17 protein-coding genes and 1 pseudogene are annotated in these 17,980 nt (G+C 56.5%); 10 read left to right on the top strand and 8 right to left on the bottom strand.

The features are described 5' to 3' along the window. Positions 1–218: 218 nt before the first annotated feature. Positions 219–377, top strand: coding sequence for a hypothetical protein (locus AAE045_RS08200; protein WP_455547294.1), 159 nt, complete (start codon positions 219–221; stop codon positions 375–377). Positions 378–582: 205 nt separating this feature from the next. Beyond that, entirely contained in the window at positions 583–1,869 is a 1,287-nt protein-coding gene (gene gltA, locus AAE045_RS08195; RefSeq protein ID WP_455427400.1) for a type II citrate synthase, read from the top strand. 47 nt (positions 1,870–1,916) lie between these two features. Here gltA and nei read toward each other — a convergent pair whose 3' ends face one another. The 7 genes and pseudogenes from nei to AAE045_RS08160 all read right to left on the bottom strand — a co-directional run bounded on the left by nei (position 1,917) and on the right by AAE045_RS08160 (position 7,100). Next, entirely contained in the window at positions 1,917–2,708 is a 792-nt protein-coding gene (nei, locus tag AAE045_RS08190) for an endonuclease VIII (RefSeq protein WP_455547293.1), read from the bottom strand. 17 nt (positions 2,709–2,725) lie between these two features. After that, positions 2,726–3,658: a 5-oxoprolinase subunit PxpC gene (pxpC, locus tag AAE045_RS08185; RefSeq protein ID WP_455547292.1), complete on the bottom strand. Its 933-nt coding sequence runs from the start codon at positions 3,656–3,658 to the stop codon at positions 2,726–2,728. Then, positions 3,652–4,308, bottom strand: a complete 657-nt coding sequence (gene pxpB / locus AAE045_RS08180) for a 5-oxoprolinase subunit PxpB (RefSeq protein ID WP_455547291.1) — start codon at positions 4,306–4,308, stop codon at positions 3,652–3,654. Before pxpB ends, pxpC begins: the two co-directional genes overlap by 7 nt. A 20-nt stretch (positions 4,309–4,328) precedes the next feature. Then, positions 4,329–5,072: a type 2 GTP cyclohydrolase I gene (locus tag AAE045_RS08175; protein WP_455547290.1), complete on the bottom strand. Its 744-nt coding sequence runs from the start codon at positions 5,070–5,072 to the stop codon at positions 4,329–4,331. Beyond that, positions 5,062–6,498, bottom strand: coding sequence for a deoxyribodipyrimidine photo-lyase (phrB, locus tag AAE045_RS08170; protein ID WP_455547289.1), 1,437 nt, complete (start codon positions 6,496–6,498; stop codon positions 5,062–5,064). Before phrB ends, AAE045_RS08175 begins: the two co-directional genes overlap by 11 nt. Positions 6,499–6,511: 13 nt before the next feature. Then, positions 6,512–6,613: pseudogene (locus AAE045_RS08165) on the bottom strand (DUF1722 domain-containing protein); the annotation flags it as partial. 280 nt (positions 6,614–6,893) lie between these two features. Beyond that, positions 6,894–7,100: a YbfA family protein gene (locus tag AAE045_RS08160; protein ID WP_455427394.1), complete on the bottom strand. Its 207-nt coding sequence runs from the start codon at positions 7,098–7,100 to the stop codon at positions 6,894–6,896. A 310-nt stretch (positions 7,101–7,410) separates the two neighbouring features. Here AAE045_RS08160 and kdpF point away from each other — a divergent pair, with 310 nt between their 5' ends. The 7 genes from kdpF (at position 7,411) to speFL (ending at position 15,541) form a co-directional block, all read left to right on the top strand. Next, positions 7,411–7,500 (top strand): K(+)-transporting ATPase subunit F, encoded by a 90-nt coding sequence (kdpF, locus tag AAE045_RS08155; RefSeq protein ID WP_139878070.1) that lies wholly within the window; start codon positions 7,411–7,413, stop codon positions 7,498–7,500. Then, entirely contained in the window at positions 7,500–9,188 is a 1,689-nt protein-coding gene (kdpA, locus tag AAE045_RS08150) for a potassium-transporting ATPase subunit KdpA (RefSeq protein WP_455547288.1), read from the top strand. Before kdpF ends, kdpA begins: the two co-directional genes overlap by 1 nt. 13 nt (positions 9,189–9,201) lie before the next feature. After that, a complete protein-coding gene (gene kdpB, locus AAE045_RS08145; RefSeq protein ID WP_455547287.1) occupies positions 9,202–11,250 on the top strand; it encodes a potassium-transporting ATPase subunit KdpB in 2,049 nt (682 codons plus the stop codon). A gap of 12 nt (positions 11,251–11,262) precedes the next feature. Beyond that, the gene (gene kdpC / locus AAE045_RS08140; protein ID WP_455547286.1) at positions 11,263–11,838 is read left to right on the top strand and encodes a potassium-transporting ATPase subunit KdpC; all 576 of its coding nucleotides are present in this window, start codon (positions 11,263–11,265) and stop codon (positions 11,836–11,838) included. Between the two features lie 10 nt (positions 11,839–11,848). Beyond that, the gene (gene kdpD, locus AAE045_RS08135) at positions 11,849–14,536 is read left to right on the top strand and encodes a two-component system sensor histidine kinase KdpD (protein ID WP_455547285.1); all 2,688 of its coding nucleotides are present in this window, start codon (positions 11,849–11,851) and stop codon (positions 14,534–14,536) included. After that, positions 14,533–15,210: a two-component system response regulator KdpE gene (gene kdpE, locus AAE045_RS08130; protein WP_455547284.1), complete on the top strand. Its 678-nt coding sequence runs from the start codon at positions 14,533–14,535 to the stop codon at positions 15,208–15,210. Before kdpD ends, kdpE begins: the two co-directional genes overlap by 4 nt. 226 nt (positions 15,211–15,436) lie before the next feature. Beyond that, positions 15,437–15,541 carry a leader peptide SpeFL gene (speFL, locus tag AAE045_RS08125; RefSeq protein WP_202303796.1) on the top strand — a complete coding sequence of 35 codons (105 nt, stop codon included), beginning with the start codon at positions 15,437–15,439 and terminating at the stop codon, positions 15,539–15,541. A gap of 66 nt (positions 15,542–15,607) precedes the next feature. On the opposite strand, the gene AAE045_RS08120 is transcribed toward speFL, so the two are convergent. Next, the gene (locus AAE045_RS08120; RefSeq protein WP_455547283.1) at positions 15,608–15,769 is read right to left on the bottom strand and encodes a hypothetical protein; all 162 of its coding nucleotides are present in this window, start codon (positions 15,767–15,769) and stop codon (positions 15,608–15,610) included. A 47-nt stretch (positions 15,770–15,816) separates the two neighbouring features. Here AAE045_RS08120 and speF point away from each other — a divergent pair, with 47 nt between their 5' ends. Next, positions 15,817–17,976, top strand: a complete 2,160-nt coding sequence (gene speF, locus AAE045_RS08115; RefSeq protein ID WP_455547282.1) for an ornithine decarboxylase SpeF — start codon at positions 15,817–15,819, stop codon at positions 17,974–17,976. Positions 17,977–17,980: the final 4 nt, after the last annotated feature.

The following is a 17,980-nucleotide window of genomic DNA, read 5'->3' as shown; positions in this document are numbered from 1 at the left end:
TATAACTGTGCGTCATGCAAAAACAGCTACGTCCAGATGCCAAAATGCTGGCTACAACGCTGGGTGGCGCCCGGTGGCAGGGTATTCCGGAGACCTGGCGGCAGTATAGGCTCTTCACAAAATCATTACAATTAACCTACATATAGTTTGAAGGGTTTTGCTCGGAACAGTGACCTGTATCACGATAACAACATTATTTTAAAATTTAATCATCTGATTTGACAAAAGTTAAACATTCTTGTTACAAACAAGGCCAGAAAAGCCGTATAATTCGCAAAAGTTATAGGGTCAGCCTTTCACCTGAGAATAAGTTATGTAACAGTGTGTCGGTATTGACCCCAGTATTCAGGACAGTTATTAGTGGTACACAGGTTTGACTGATACGGACTGCTAACACCCTGATTTGTTGTTTTTCGCCTGCGTGGCTAAGTTACCTGCAAGCGCCCATCGCTCTGTACCCTGGTAGTACTCCTCTAAAACAGAGCTGCGAGCCAACTAAAAAAACGGGTAACGACCACAGTGAGTTTGAATGCAAATCAGGCCCCCGGCAGTCTTATAAAATAGGCGCTAAGGAGACCGTAAATGGCTGACAAAAAAGCAACCCTCACCAGCACCGGTGAAGATGCTATCGAACTGGATGTGCTACAGGGCACGCTCGGTCAGGATGTAATTGATATCCGTAGTCTTGGTTCTAAAGGTGTGTTTACTTTTGACCCGGGTTTTACCTCCACCGCATCATGTGAATCTAAAATCACCTTTATCGACGGTGATGAAGGCATCCTGCTCCATCGTGGTTTCCCGATCGACCAGCTGGCAACCCACTCCAACTATCTTGAAGTCTGCTACATCCTGCTGAACGGCGAAAAGCCGACCCAGGAACAATACGAAGAGTTCAAAACCACCGTTACCCGCCACACCATGATCCACGAACAAATTACCCGTTTGTTCCACGGCTTCCGTCGCGACTCCCACCCGATGGCGGTAATGTGCGGCGTAACCGGCGCGCTGGCGGCGTTCTATCATGATTCAATGGACGTGAATAACCCGCGCCACCGCGAGATTGCCGCGTTCCGCCTGCTGTCAAAAATGCCGACCATGGCAGCGATGTGCTACAAGTACTCTATCGGTCAGCCGTTTGTTTACCCGCGTAACGACCTCTCCTACGCCGGCAACTTCCTGAATATGATGTTCTCCACGCCGTGCGAAGAGTACGTGGTTAACCCAATTCTGGAACGCGCAATGGATCGTATTCTGATCCTGCACGCCGACCACGAGCAAAACGCCTCCACCTCTACCGTGCGTACCGCAGGCTCAAGCGGCGCTAACCCGTTCGCCTGTATCGCTGCCGGTATCGCCTCCCTGTGGGGACCTGCGCACGGTGGCGCTAACGAAGCCGCGCTGAAAATGCTCGAAGAGATCAGCAGCGTTGAACACATTCCGGAATTCATCCGCCGCGCGAAAGACAAGAATGACTCTTTCCGCCTGATGGGCTTTGGTCACCGCGTCTACAAAAACTACGACCCGCGTGCCACCGTAATGCGTGAAACCTGCCATGAAGTGCTGAAAGAGCTGAATCTGAAAGATAACAGCCTGCTGGAAGTGGCGATGGAGCTTGAGCACATTGCGCTGAACGACCCGTACTTCATCGAGAAGAAACTCTACCCGAACGTGGACTTCTACTCCGGCATCATCCTGAAAGCGATGGGCATTCCGTCTTCTATGTTTACCGTTATCTTCGCCATGGCACGTACCGTTGGCTGGATTGCACACTGGAACGAAATGCACGACGACGGTATCAAAATTGCCCGTCCTCGCCAGCTTTACACCGGCTACGACAAGCGTGATTTCAAATCTGATTTGAAAAACTAATGTCTCGCTGATAATGAAAACGCGCTCAAGGGCGCGTTTTTTTATGGCTATTTCTGACAGTGCGGACACCAGTAAAAAGGCCGGGACGAGAGCATAGTTCTGTCTATCACCCCGCCGCAACGCTCGCACAACTCCCCTGCCCGATGAAAAACCTTAAAGCTGAAAATCGAGCCGTGATGCTTGTTTTCATTCACGCTGCCCCGCGTGTTGTACGAAAGACGCGGTATTTCCAGCAGCGCTTTGGCAAGCCTTTCCAGCTGCTCCGGGGTTAAATCCTGTGCCCGATGGCTCGCACTCAGCCCGGCGTGCCAGAGTATTTCCACGCGCAGGTAGTTTCCCAGCCCCGCAAGAAATGCCTGATCGAGCAGCAGGCCGCTGAACTGCCGCCTGCGAAATCTCGTCGACAGCAGCCGCTCTTTAACTTCCTCCACCGTCAGCGTCAGATCCAGCACGTCCGGCCCCACGCGCAGTAAAAACGGGTGCTTTGCCAGCTCATCATCATCCAGCATGAGGATTTCCGACGCGCTGTAGAGCAAAATCGCCTTGTCCGCCGTCTGCAATTTAACGCGCAGAACGCGAGTGGTTTGCGGAGTTTCATCCGCGTTGACGACTCGCCATACGCCATATAACTGGTTATGGCTATAAAGCGTTTTACCATTCGAAAAGTGTGTTAACAGCGCTTTACCCCGCGTGTCGATACGCTCGATTTTTTCGCCAATCAGCTGCTGCTCGAACGTTTTTAACGTGGGAAAAGCAAACCAGACGTCGGTAAGAGGTTTGTTGAGGACGGCGGCCTCAAGCGCATCCGCCGCACGTCTTATTTCCGAGCCTTCCGGCATGCCGTCTCCTTGATAAGCTAATCGCCGTCGTTAAGCCGCCAGGCCAGCTGCTCGAGATAGAGTAGCCCGTCGCGCCGCGCCTTCAGCGCCTCTTCAATCGTGCACTGCACAAAATGGATCGGCTCGCCCAGGCGGATTTGCGCCAGGTGGAACATATCGGCCTCGATAACGCAGGCAATGCGCGGGTAGCCGCCGGTGGTCTGGGCATCGTTGAGCAACACGATTGGCTGGCCGTTGTGGGGAACCTGCACCACGCCCGGCAATAGCCCGTGGGATAACAGCTCCCGGTCGGTGTTTCGCTCCAGCCTCTGCCCCATAAAGCGGTAGCCCATGCGGTTACTCTGCGGGCTTAGCTGCCAGGGAAGACGCCAGAAACTGTCCTGCGCCGTCTGGCTGAACTCATGGTATTCCGGCCCCGGAAGCGCACGTATGCGGTTGCCCCACTGCAGCTGTTTAATCCCGCGAGCCTCGCGAAAATGGCGCTTTGACGGATGAGCGGGAATAACATCGCCATCTTTCAGCAAACGCCCCTCAAACCCACCCACCTGCGCTTTCAAATCCGTGCTTGCCGAGCCCATCAGCAAAGGCACATCCAGCCCACCGGCTACCGCCAGATAGCTGCGCATGCCGCGCTCCGGGGACTTCAGATGCAGCTGCTGCCCGGCTTTTACCGGCAGACGCCAGCCTGTCCATACGGCTTTGCCATCCAGCTCGGCGTGGCAGCCCGCGCCGGTTAACGCAAACCAGCCGTCTTCGGTGAACTCCACCGAAAACTGGCCGAGGGTGATTTCCAGCGCGGCGCTGCCCGGTTCGTTGCCAACCAGTAAATTAGCAATACGCAGCGCGGGGCCATCCAGCGCGCCGCAGCGGCTGACGCCGAGCTGTCGATAGCCAAAACGCCCGCTGTCCTGCACGGTGGTGTGCATCCCGGCACGAATAATTTTTAGCACACGCCCTCCTTCTGGGGAACAAAGCGCACGGTATCGCCCGGCGCTAACAGCGTTGGTGGTTCAGATGTCGGGTTAAATAATTTCACTGACGTCTGGCCGATAATCTGCCAGCCGCCGGGCGTTGCCAGCGGATAAATCCCCGTCTGGCCGCCGCCAATGCCAACTGAACCCGCAGGCACCAGCAGGCGAGGCTCGGCGCGACGTGGGGTATACAACTCTGGCGCAAGCCCGCCAAGATAGGCAAAGCCCGGCTGGAATCCAAGAAAGTAGACGATGTATTCCGCGCTGGCGTGCTGCTCGACCACCTGGCTAATCGTCAGGTCGTTATGCTCCGCAACCACGCTAAGATCCGGCCCGAAATCCCCGCCGTATATCACCGGGATTTCGACCCGGCGCGATTCGGGAATAATCGCTTCACTCTCTTCCCACCAGCGCTGGATCCGCTCTATGCCGTCGATGGCAAGGCTTTGCGGATCGCGCAGGATCACCGTGATGTTATTCATACCCGGGATAACTTCCCGTATCGCATCCGACTCTTCGAGCCTGCGGGTCAATCCCCAGATGCGCTGCTGACTTTCGAGGGAAACCGGCGGCTCCAGCTCCAGAACCACCGCACTTTCACCTAATAAATAACACCGAGCTCTTTGCACTTATCCTCCTGAATACCGTCTTATGCCGGGTTCGGAATATCAATAAAGGTGACGTCCAGATCCGTTTCGCTGTTCAGCCAGTCGCTCAGCGCCTGAATACCGCCGCGTTCGGTGGCGTGATGGCCCGCCGCATAAAAATGCAGGCCCTGCTCACGTGCGGAATGGATGGTTTGCTCGGAAACCTCGCCGGTAATAAAAGCATCCACGCCGAAACGAGCGGCGCTGTCTATGAAGCTTTGTCCGCCGCCGGTGCACCAGGCTACGCGGCGAATGTGTTCCGGGCCGGTATCGCCACACCAGAGCGGCGTGCGGCCAAGACGAAGCTCTATCCAGGAAGCCAGCTCTACACCCGTCAGCGAAGAGGGAAATTCCCCCCACGGCACAAGCGGCTCAACTTCACCTTTGGTTTCAATACCCAGAAGTGAACCCAGCTGCGCGTTATTCCCCAGCTGCGGATGGGCGTCCAGCGGCAAATGCCAGCCATACAGATTGATGTCATTAGCAAGCAGCGTTTTCAGACGATTGCGCTTCATGCCGCGAATCACCGGGGATTCCCCCTTCCAGAAGTAGCCATGGTGCACAATTACCGCATCCGCGTTCTGACGGACGGCCTCATCCAGCAGCGCCTGGCTTGCCGTTACGCCGGTTACAATTTTGCGGATCTCTTCGCGCCCCTCGACCTGCAGGCCGTTTGGCGCGTAGTCGCTGATGGCCGCGCTGTTAAGCTTTTCGTTAATCAGGCGTTCCAGTTCGCTATTTTTCATCTCGTTTATCTTCCGGTTTTCGGGCCGCCTCATAGGCGGCAAGGGTCGCGATTCGTGCCTGCTTATGGTCAACAATCGGGCGCGGATAGTCCAGCGTATGTTGCTGTTTATCCGCGAAAACCCACGGGGTATGGATAAACTTATCCGGGACCTCTGCAAGCTCCGGCAGCCAGCGGCGAATGAACTCGCCCGTGGCGTCGAAACGCTCCCCCTGGGTTGTTGGGTTGAAAATACGAAAATAGGGTGCCGCATCGGTGCCCGTCGAGGCGGCCCACTGCCAGCCGCCGTTGTTGGCGGCGAGATCGCCATCAATCAGCTGCGACATGAAATAGCGTTCGCCTTCACGCCAGTCGACGAGCAGATCCTTAACCAGAAAGCTGGCGACAACCATACGTAAGCGGTTATGCATCCAGCCCGTTGTATTCAGCTGACGCATTGCTGCATCCACTATCGGGAAGCCTGTTTTTCCCTGCTGCCAGTCGGTCAGCCTCTGCCTGTCCTGAGCCCAGCGCACGCCGTTCGTCCATGGGATAAACGGCTGAAAGCGGCAGAGCTTTGGCCAGGCCACCAGCAGGTGCCGGTAGAACTCACGCCAGATAAGTTCGTTGAGCCACGTAGCCCCGGCCCCGCCGTCAAGCGCCTGAGGGTGCTCCTTCAGCAGGCGATGCAGGCACTGCCGGGGAGAAATAATGCCAAGTGCAAGATAGGGCGACAATCTGCTGGTGCCCTCAACTGCGGGAAAATCACGCTTTTCAGGATACTCTGAGGCCGGTGACTGGCTAAATTTTCTTAGCTGGGCAATGGCCGCTTTTTCCCCCGCCGGGAATAAAGAAGCATCGACTGTTTCGCGTGGGTAATTAAAAGGCGTGAGATCTGAAACCGACAATGGTTCACCGCGCGATTGCGGCGCGGTAACACATTCAGGAAGCCCTTCGTGGAGCCGCCGGATAAATGCCTTACTGAACGGCGTGAACACTTTGTACATTTCATGATTGCCGGTGGTCACGCTGCCCGGCGCCAGAAGCACGCTGTCGTCAAAACCCTGGCAGATAACCTCACGCCCGAGAATTTTTTCAACCGCAGCATCGCGCTCCCGCTCGTTTAGCTCGTACTGATAGTTGTAAAACAGCGCGTCGACGCTCTCATCGTCGCAAAACTGTTTAACGCAGTCGATGGAGGCGACGAAATCATCCACTTCTTTGACATGCAGGGCTATGCCCCGCTCGGCCAGCGAACGCTGAAGTTCAGCAAGATGAAGCCAGATAAATTCAGCCTGCCGAGGGGACATGCCGTGCTGTCGCCACTGCTGCGGCGTGGCGATAAACAAACCAATCACTCTTGCATCAGGATCGCGACATGCCGCCGCCAGCGCAAGGTTATCCGTAATACGTAAATCATTGCGAAACCAGACCAGATGGGTGGTCATACAACTCCCTGAATTAATTGCCGTAGCGCAGACGCAGTGCTTCCGGATACGGTTCAAAATAGCGTTGTTCCGCCAGATAGTTATCAGGATATTCTGGCAGAGAATGTTTTAACAGCTTGCGCAGGTGCCCTCACCTTAAATCAGTAAGTGTAGCAAGTCGCCATAACAAAAAAGGCTAACCCGAAAGGTAGCCTTCTGGCGGCAGCAAAGGCGGAAACAATAGTGACCCTTCGTCACGAAACTTTAAAAAGCAGTTATTTGACAGTCCACTCAAATAGTATGAAAATCACTCTGCTTGACAGCGCCTGCGTAATGCAGCAAAGGTCGCGAGGACCGCGAATCCAACCGACATAAAAAAACCGCCTTCACGGCGGTTTTTTTTATGTCTTCAGCACTCAGTAGAAATCGCCAGAGGCGGCTTCGGCCTGGGCCATCCATACCGGCTTATCGCTGGTTTTAGACCAGACGCGGTGCAGATAGCTGTAAAAACGCGCGCGATCTTTCCAGAACAGCATTACCGGCAGGGCCAGTACGCCGACCACAACCGCGAAGGTGCGTCGCAGGATGACCTGATGCGCAGGATATTCTTTATATAAAGACATAGGCTTCTCCCTTTATTTTGTGACCGACAGCTTAAGTCGGGAATTCAGAGCTTGTTATCTGGCTAAAATAGTATCGCATTGTCTGAAAGTTTACTACTCATCCGACCACTAAATTTGCATCGTTTAGCTGAGATTTACATTTAGCCCGTAATTTAGTTACACGATGGTTAAATAAATACTAATCATTAGTTAAATTATGGTTTTTGGCATTTTTATACTTTTTTTACACCCTGCCCCCTGACTTTTACGACATCTTTGCACCCGAATTCTTACTCTGCCTGCACATCGTTAACGCCTCTGGAGGTGGATTGTGAGTGCAGGACTGATTGCTGGCGTGGTGCTGGTGTTTGTACTGTTGGGCTACCTGATTTACGCCCTGATTAATGCGGAGGCATTCTGATGGCCGCCTCGGGATTTTTACTGATCGCCAGTTATTTACTGATCCTTTTTATTCTGGCCAAACCGCTGGGGACGCTGCTGGCGCGCCTGATCGAAGGGGGGCAAATACCCTTTGCCGGGCGGATAGAACCCCTCCTGTGGGGAGCGCTGGGCAAAAGCAATACCGAAGAGATGGGCTGGAAACGCTACTTGCTGGCTATTCTCGCGTTCAATGCCTTCGGGGCCGTGCTCCTGTTCGCTACTCTTCTGATGCAGGGGCATTTACCGCTTAACCCTCAGCGGCTGCCGGGCCTCTCCTGGCACCTGGCGCTGAACACCGCCGTGAGCTTCGTCTCAAACACCAACTGGCAGGCGTACAGCGGTGAAACGACGCTGAGCTACTTCAGCCAGATAGTCGGGCTGACGGTACAGAACTTCCTGTCTGCCGCCACCGGCATCGCGGTGGTTTTTGCCCTGATCCGCGCTTTTGCCCGCCATTCAATGACTACGCTGGGTAACGCCTGGGTCGACTTAACGCGCATCACGCTTTATATCCTGCTGCCGATCTCGTTACTGATCGCCCTGTTCTTCATCAGCCAGGGGACGCTGCAAAACCTGTCGGCCTATCTGCCGTTTACCACCGTTGAGGGCGTGCATCAGGTTCTGCCGATGGGGCCGGTCGCCTCTCAGGAAGCGATCAAAATGCTCGGCACCAACGGCGGCGGCTTCTTTAACGCCAACTCCTCCCACCCGTTTGAAAACCCAACCGCGCTGGCCAACTTTGTGCAGATGCTGGCGATCTTCCTGATCCCGACCGCCCTGTGCTTCGCGTTTGGTGAGGCCGTGGGGGATAAGCGCCAGGGCCGCGCTATTTTGTGGGCGATGGGGATCATCTTTGTTATCTGCGTTGCCGTCGTGATGTGGGCGGAAACCAGCGGCAATCCGCACTTCACCGCGCTGGGCGCAAACAGCAACTTCAATATGGAAGGCAAAGAGAGCCGCTTCGGCGTACTGGTCAGCAGCCTGTTCTCGGTGATTACTACCGCCGCTTCCTGCGGAGCGGTCAACGCCATGCATGACTCCTTCACCGCCCTCGGCGGCATGATCCCAATGTGGCTGATGCAGATTGGCGAAGTGGTCTTCGGCGGCGTGGGTTCTGGCCTGTACGGCATGTTGCTGTTCGTTCTGCTGACGGTCTTTATTGCCGGTTTGATGATTGGGCGCACGCCTGAGTATCTCGGTAAAAAAATCGACGTTGCGGAGATGAAAATGACCGCGCTGGCCATTCTGGTCACCCCTGCCCTGGTGCTGCTCGGCACGGCCTTAGCGATGATGACCGATGCGGGACGTGCGGGCATGCTGAATCCCGGCATTCACGGCTTCAGCGAAGTGCTTTATGCCGTCTCATCCGCCGCCAACAACAACGGCAGCGCCTTTGCAGGCCTGAGCGCAAACACCCCGTTCTGGAACGTATTGCTGGCCGTCTGCATGTGGTTTGGGCGTTTTGCGGTGATCGTTCCGGTGATGGCTATTGCCGGCACGCTGGTGACGAAAAAAGCCCAGTCCGCAGGCGTCGGCACGCTGCCCACGCACGGCCCGCTGTTTATCGGTTTACTGATTGGCACCGTGCTGCTGGTTGGCGCGCTGACCTTTATTCCCGCCCTCGCCTTAGGCCCGGTCGCGGAACACCTTTCTTTAGTGCATTTGTGATTAAGAGGCTTCCATGAGTCGCAAGCAACAGGCGCTGTTTGAACCTGCGCTTATTCGTCAGGCGCTGATTGATTCTTTCAAAAAGCTCTCCCCGGCCACCCAGTGGCGCAATCCAGTGATGTTTATCGTCTGGATTGGCAGCGTTATCACCACCGCGCTGGCCATCGCAATGTATGCGGGTTCACTGCCGGGCAATGCACTTTTTACCGCAGCTATCAGCCTTTGGCTGTGGTTTACCGTGCTGTTCGCAAACTTTGCCGAAGCGCTGGCCGAGGGGCGCAGTAAAGCCCAGGCCAACAGCCTGAAGGGGGTCAAAAAAGAGAGCTGGGCACGTAAACTTCGTGCGCCTAAGCATGACGCCCAGATGGACCGCGTTCCGGCCGCCGACCTGCGCAAAGGCGATATCGTGCTGGTCGAAGCGGGCGATATTATCCCCTGCGACGGCGAAGTGCTGGAAGGCGGCGCGTCGGTGGATGAAAGCGCGATTACCGGCGAGTCCGCTCCCGTGATTCGTGAATCCGGCGGTGACTTCGCCTCGGTCACGGGCGGTACGCGCATTCTGTCTGACTGGCTGGTTATTCAGTGCAGCGTTAACCCGGGCGAAACCTTCCTCGACCGCATGATTGCGATGGTAGAAAGCGCCCAGCGCCGGAAAACGCCAAACGAGATCGCGCTGACGATTCTGCTGGTCGCGCTGACCATCGTCTTCCTGCTGGCAACCGCAACGCTTTATCCATTCTCGCAGTACGGCGGGACGGCGGTGAGCGTCACCGTGCTGGTAGCGCTGCTGGTTTGCCTGATCCCCACAACCATCGGCGGCCTGCTTTCCGCCATTGGCGTGGCGGGAATGAGCCGCATGCTCGGCGCGAATGTTATCGCCACCAGCGGACGCGCCGTGGAAGCAGCAGGCGACGTGGACGTTCTGCTGCTGGACAAAACGGGAACGATTACGCTGGGCAACCGCCAGGCGACGGACTTCCTTCCCGCTCCGGGTATTGAGGAAAAAGCGCTGGCAGATGCGGCACAGCTCTCCTCTCTGGCCGACGAAACGCCGGAAGGTCGCAGCATCGTAATTCTGGCGAAGCAGCGCTTTAACCTGCGCGAGCGCGACGTCCAGAATCTGCACGCAACGTTCGTTCCCTTCACGGCGCAAACCCGCATGAGCGGCATCAACATTCAGGATCGAATGATCCGTAAGGGTTCGGTTGACGCGATCCGTCGCCATGTCGAGGCCAACGGCGGCCACTTCCCGCCGCAGGTTGATAAGCTGGTGGAAAACGTCGCCCGCGTGGGCGGGACGCCGCTTGTTGTCGCCGAAGGTGCCAACGTGATGGGCGTAATAGCCCTGAAAGATATCGTTAAAGGCGGCATTAAAGAACGTTTTGCCCAGTTGCGTCAGATGGGGATCAAAACGGTGATGATCACCGGCGATAACCGCCTGACCGCCGCCGCCATTGCCGCCGAAGCGGGCGTGGATGACTTCCTGGCCGAAGCGACGCCGGAGGCCAAGCTGGCGCTGATCCGTCAGTATCAGGCCGAAGGCCGCCTGGTGGCGATGACCGGCGACGGCACCAACGACGCACCAGCGCTGGCGCAGGCCGACGTGGCGGTCGCCATGAACTCTGGCACCCAGGCCGCAAAAGAGGCGGGCAACATGGTGGATCTGGACTCCAACCCCACCAAGCTTATTGAGGTCGTGCATATTGGCAAACAGATGCTGATGACCCGTGGCTCGCTCACCACTTTCAGCATCGCTAACGATGTGGCGAAGTACTTTGCCATTATCCCGGCGGCCTTTGCGGCGACCTACCCGCAGCTCAACGCGCTGAACATCATGCATCTGCACTCCCCGACTTCGGCCATCCTGAGCGCGGTGATTTTCAACGCCCTGATCATTATCTGCCTGATCCCGCTGGCCCTGAAAGGCATCGGCTATAAGCCGCTGAGCGCCGCCGCCATGCTGCGCCGCAATCTGCTTATCTTCGGCATGGGGGGGTTAGTTGTGCCCTTCATCGGCATCAAAGTTATCGACCTGCTGCTCACCGCCTGCGGTCTGGTTTAAGAGGAAAAACAAATGGCTATCTTTCGTCCCGCTATACTGTTATTGCTTTTACTGACGCTCATCACCGGGGGACTGTATCCCCTTCTGACCACGCTGCTGGGCCAGTGGTGGTTCCCGGCGCAGGCAAACGGCTCGCTGATTATCGACACCGGCGTGGTCCGCGGTTCAGGCCTGATTGGGCAGAACTTTACCGGGGATAAATATTTTCAGGGCCGCCCTTCTGCCACCGCAGAAAGCCCTTATAATCCAATGGCCTCCGGCGGCAGCAACCTGGCGGGCAGTAATCCCGAGCTGGATAAGCAGATCGCCGGACGCGTCGCTGCGTTACGCGCCGCCAATCCGCAGGCCGATCCGGCGGTGCCGGTTGAGCTGGTGACGGCCTCGGCCAGCGGCCTGGACGGTCAGATCTCCCCGCAGGCTGCGGCATGGCAAATCCAGCGCGTGGCAAAAGCACGTAATCTTCCCGTAGAGCAGGTTGCCAGGCTGATTGATGAGAACACCACCTCACCGCTGGTCAAATACATCGGCCAGCCTGTGGTCAACGTGTTGCGCCTAAACCTGGCGCTGGACGCCCTCCAGGCACCATAAAGGAAAAGTCATGACTGAGGAGCCGTTGCGCCCCGACCCGGACAAACTTTTGCAGCAGGCGAGCCGCCACCCGCGCGGCAAGCTGAAAGTGTTTTTCGGCGCCTGTGCGGGCGTCGGAAAAACCTACGCCATGCTTCAGGAGGCGCAGCGCCTGCGCGGGCAGGGTCTGGATATCTTGACTGGCGTAGTGGAAACCCACGGCCGGAAAGAGACCGCTGCGCTATTAACCGGGCTGAGTATTTTGCCCGCGAAACGCATTCGCCACCGCGACCGCGTGGTACAGGAATTCGATCTTGATGCCGCCCTCGCCCGTAATCCCGCCCTAATCCTGATGGACGAACTGGCGCACAGCAACGCGCCGGGCTCCCGCCACCCGAAGCGCTGGCAGGACGTTGAGGAGCTGCTGGACGCGGGTATCGACGTCTTTACCACCGTCAACGTGCAGCATCTTGAAAGCCTCAACGATATCGTCGGCGGCGTTACCGGCATCCAGGTCCGTGAAACGGTGCCCGACCCGATTTTTGATTCTGCCGATGAAATCGTGCTGGTTGACCTGCCCCCGGACGACCTGCGCCAGCGCCTGAACGAAGGCAAGGTGTATATCGCCGGACAGGCTGAACGCGCCATCGAACATTTCTTCCGCAAAGGGAATCTGATTGCCCTGCGCGAACTTGCTCTGCGCCGCACGGCTGACCGCGTAGACGATCAGATGCGCGCCTGGCGGGATAATCAGGGCGAGGAAAAAGTCTGGCATACCAGGGACGCAATTTTGCTATGCATCGGCCATAACTCCGGCAATGAAAAGCTGGTGCGAACGGCGGCGCGTCTGGCGGCGAAGCTCGGCAGCGTGTGGCACGCCGTCTATGTGGAAACGCCGCAGCTCCACCAGCTACCGGAACATCAGCGCAGGGCAATTCTCAGCGCGCTACGTCTGGCTCAGGAGCTGGGGGCTGAAACCGCCACCCTCGCCGATCCGTCAGAAGAGAAAGCCGTGCTGCGCTACGCCCGCGAGCATAACCTGGGAAAAATCGTGATTGGCCGCCGGACAAATCGTCGGGGATGGGGCCGTAAATCCTTTGCCGATAAGCTCGCGAACCGCGCCCCGGATCTTGATCTGGTGATTATTGCTCTGGATGACAAACCCGCGCCAGCCGCTCCGCGCGCGCCTGATACACGCAGCATGTCCGAAAAATGGCGTGTCCAGCTTCGAGGCTGTGCGCTCGCGGTTCTGCTCTGCGCAGTAATAACTTTTATAGCGAACCAGTGGCTTGTTGCCTTCGATGCGGCAAACCTTGTGATGATTTACCTGCTGGGCGTCGTGGTCGTGGCCCTGTTTTACGGGCGCTGGCCGTCGGTGCTGGCAACGGTGATTAACGTCGTCAGCTTTGATCTGTTCTTTATTAACCCGCGCGGCACGCTCGCCGTCTCCGACGTGCAGTACGTTCTGACGTTCGCCGTCATGCTCAGCGTCGGGCTTATCATCGGCAATCTGACCGCAGGGGTTCGTTACCAGGCGCGCATCGCCCGCTATCGCGAGCAGCGCACCCGCCACCTGTACGAAATGTCCAAAGCCCTGGCGGCAGAAAGAACGCCGCAGGCCATAGCCGCCACCAGCGAGCTCTTTATCAATAACAGCTTCCACGCCCGTAGCCAGCTGCTGCTGCCGGACGGCCAGGGCATGCTGCATCTCGTCAGCCCGCAGGGGGAGCCTGCCAACTGGGACGAGGCCATTGCCCGCTGGAGCTTTGACAAAGGCCAGCCGGCCGGGGCCGGGACGGATACGCTGCCCGGCGTGCCTTATCAAATCCTGCCGTTGCGCACGCCGGAAAAAACGCTGGGGCTGCTGGTGGTTGAGCCAAACAACCTCCGCCAGCTGATGATCCCGGAACAGCAGCGCCTGCTGGAAACCTTCACGCTGCTGGTGGCGACCGCGCTGGAGCGGCTACAGCTTACCGCAAGTGAAGAGCAGGCCCGCTTATCCAGCGAACGCGAACAGCTGCGCAACTCGCTGCTGGCGGCGCTTTCTCACGACCTGCGTACCCCGCTCACCGTGCTGTTTGGGCAGGCCGAAATTTTAACGCTCGATCTGGCATCGGAAGGTTCAAAGCATGCGCCCCAGGCCAACGAGATCCGCCAGCACGTCCTGAACACGACCCGGCTGGTTAATAACCTGCTGGATATGGCCCGCATCCAGTCCGGCGGCTTCAGCCTGCGTAAAGAGTGGCTGACGCTGGAGGAAGTTGTCGGCAGCGCGCTGAAGATGCTTGAGCCGGGTTTGGGAGGAGAGCAAATCAGGCTGTCGCTGCCGGATCCGCTGATGCTGATCCACGTAGACGGACCGCTGTTTGAGCGCGTGCTGATCAATCTGCTCGAGAATGCGGTGAAGTATGCCGGGCATAAAGCCGACATCGGCATCCGCGCGCGGGAAACCAGCGACCGGCTGGATCTGGAGGTCTGGGACAGCGGCCCAGGTATTCCGGCTGGCCAGGAGCAGTCTATCTTTGCTAAATTCGCCCGGGGCACTAAAGAATCTGCAATTCCCGGCGTAGGGCTGGGGCTGGCTATCTGCCAGGCGATTGTCGAGGTCCACGGCGGGGAAATCTACGCCGTAAACCGCCCTGAAGGCGGAGCCAGTTTCCACGTGCTGCTCCCTCTTCCTCCGCCACCCGAGCTGGAAGAATTTAACGAGGCGCTGTGATAACCGTACTGATTGTTGAAGATGAAAAAGAGATCCGCCGCTTTCTGCGCACCGCGCTGGAAGGCGAGTCGCTGCGCGTCTACGACGCAGAGACGCTGCAGCGCGGGCTACTGGAAGCCGCGACCCGCAAGCCCGACCTGGTGATCCTCGACCTGGGGCTGCCGGACGGCGACGGCATTGATTTTATCCGCGATTTCCGCCAGTGGAGCCAGACGCCGGTCATCGTGCTTTCTGCCCGCAGCGACGAGGCGGACAAAATTGCCGCCCTGGACGCGGGGGCCGACGATTTCCTGAGTAAGCCCTTCGGCATCGGCGAGCTTCAGGCCCGCCTGCGCGTGGCGCTGCGTCGTCATGCCAGCCTCGCCCAGCCCGATCCGGTTTATCAGTTTTCGACCATTACCGTGGACCTGGCCGCCCGGCGCATTACCCGTGGCGGCGAAGAGATTCACCTCACCCCCATCGAGTTTCGCCTGCTGGCGGTGCTGCTGAATAATCACGGCAAAGTGCTGACCCAGCGCCAGCTGCTTAACCAGGTATGGGGGCCGAACGCGGTTGAGCACAGCCACTACCTGCGTATCTATATGGGCCACCTGCGCCAGAAGCTGGAAAACGATCCCGCTCGCCCTGCCCACCTGTTAACCGAAACGGGCATCGGCTACCGCTTCATGCTTTGACGACGATCTGCCGAAATAACAAGTCGGCAGAGTGTTTATCCAGAACATTTAACAACCGCCACACAAATTCACCAACAATTGTCAGGTATGCAAATTTATTCACTAAGCTATGCATGCTAATTGACTATTTATTTCTGAATCCCGCAAAATCTCGTGATCTCCATCACAGTTAAAGGGTTGCCGCCCGATAAAATGGCGTCACCTTTACATAAAAGGAAAAACCCTGATGGAAAACAACAATCGCGTCATGCCGCATATCCGGCGTACGACGCATATTATGATGGTTACCCACCGAAGCTGCTTTGACTTCCATTTCTTCAACGCCCGCTAGTCCCTCAGATAGCTGACATCGCGTTAGCGCAATTATATCTACCTGCCTGACTCTTTATAGGTTTAGTTATTTACCTGCGCCCGACGCTGTCCGCAATAATTTAAAATCAATTAATTTCGGTTGCTGGACCGAAGGTTTTTTATTATCTAAAAAAAGACAATCGCCATGATCATTATTAATGACCATCGGAACCGCGTTGTCATTTTTCCAGCCATCAACAGCTTTCATTTATTTGAACGCTGAAGAGAAGTGCTATCTGAAATATAGGCTATGCCATGAAATCTTTAAAAATTGCGTTAAACCGTACCTGCCCTGACTGTTTTACTACTACCCGCGAAGTCGCTAATTTACTGGCGACCGACTTTGTTGACGTTGCTGCTGTCGTGCTGTCTGTGCCTGACCTGCACAGCGGAATGCTTGAGGAAGTGGAGCTGACCGGCTTCGGTTTACCCGTTTTTGTTGCGACGCTTGAAAATGAAATCATTCCGGCCGAGTATTTAACCCGTATTACCGGCGTCTTCGAAAAAAGCGAAACCCAGGCCGATTATTATGGCCGCCAGCTAGAAGCAGCCGCTGTCAAATATGAAAAAAACCTCCTGCCACCATTTTTTGATGCGATGGTAGATTATGTCGGACAGGGAAACAGCGCTTTCGATTGTCCCGGACACCAGGGTGGACAATTTTTCCGCCAGCACCCGACCGGCAATCAATTCGTTGAATATTTTGGCGAAACATTATTCCGCTCTGATTTATGTAATGCCGATGTTTCAATGGGCGATTTACTTATTCATGAAGGTGCGCCGAGCACCGCGCAACAGCATGCGGCAAAAGTATTTAATGCCGACAAAACTTATTTCGTTCTTAACGGAACATCCTCTTCAAATAAAGTTGTATTAAACGCCCTGCTCACTCCAGGGGATCTAGTTCTGTTTGACCGTAACAACCATAAATCAAACCACCACGGTGCGTTAATTCAGGCAGGCGCCACGCCGGTTTATCTGGAGACGGCCCGCAACCCGTACGGCTTCATCGGCGGGATTGACGCCCACTGCTTCGAAGAGCGCTATTTACGCGAGCAGATTGAGCAGGTTGCCCCAAACCGTATCGGGGAAAAACGCCCGTTCCGCCTGGCGATTATCCAGCTCGGCACCTACGACGGCACCATCTATAACGCCCGCCAGGTGGTGGATAAAATTGGTCATCTTTGCGACTACATTCTGTTTGATTCCGCCTGGGTCGGCTACGAGCAGTTTATTCCAATGATGGCTGACTGTTCGCCGCTGCTGCTGGAGCTGACGGCTAACGATCCGGGGATTATCGTCACCCAGTCCGTGCATAAGCAGCAGGCAGGCTTCTCGCAGACTTCGCAAATCCATAAAAAAGACAGCCATATCAAAGGCCAGGCCCGCTACGTTAACCATAAGCGCATGAACAATGCTTTTATGATGCACGCCTCCACCAGCCCGTTCTATCCGCTGTTTGCGGCACTCGACGTTAACGCCCGTATGCATGAAGGTGAAAGCGGTAAGCGCATGTGGATGCGCTGCGTTGAAACCGGAATTGATACCCGCAAGCTGCTGCTGAAAAACTGCAAATATCTGCGTCCGTTCGTTCCGGCTACCGTCGATGGCCAGCCGTGGGAGTCGTTTGACACGCCGGTGATTGCTAACGATCTGCGCTTCTTCAATTTCATTCCTGGCGAACGCTGGCACGCCTTTGAAGGCTACGCCGAGCATCAATACTTTGTCGATCCCTGCAAGCTGCTGCTCACCACTCCGGGCATCGACGCGCGGACCGGCGAATACGAAGACTTCGGCGTACCGGCGACCATTCTGGCGAACTACCTGCGCGAGAACAGCATCGTCCCGGAAAAATGCGATCTGAACTCCATCCTCTTCCTGCTGACCCCGGCAGAAGACATGGCCAAGATGCAGCATCTGGTGGCGCATCTGGTGCGCTTTGAACAACTTCTGGAAACCGACGCGCCGCTCGCTGACGTTCTGCCATCTTTCTATAGCCAGCATCAGCAGCGCTATGAAGGCTACACGCTGCGTCAGCTCTGTCAGGAAATGCACAACCTTTATGCCAGCCATAACGTAAAACAGCTGCAAAAAGAGATGTTCCGTCAGGCGCATTTCCCACGCGTGGTGATGAACGCCCAGCAGGCCAACATCGCCTTTGTTCGTGGTGAGGTGGATCTGGTGCCGCTGAGCGAAGTGGAAGGCCGGATTGCGGCTGAAGGTGCGCTTCCTTACCCGCCGGGCGTGCTGTGCGTGGTCCCGGGCGAAATCTGGGGCGGCGCGGTGCAGCGTTACTTCCAGGCGCTGGAAGACGGCATCAATCAGCTGCCGGGCTTTGCTCCGGAATTACAGGGCGTGTACATCCACGAATGCGACGGACGCAAACAGGTCTGGAGCTACGTGCTTAAGCGCTAATCCT

This window comes from Dryocola clanedunensis, from assembly GCF_038405435.1.
In the GTDB taxonomy this organism is placed as follows: Bacteria; Pseudomonadota; Gammaproteobacteria; order Enterobacterales; family Enterobacteriaceae; genus Dryocola; species Dryocola clanedunensis_A.
This window is presented reverse-complemented; position numbering and strand designations above follow the sequence as displayed.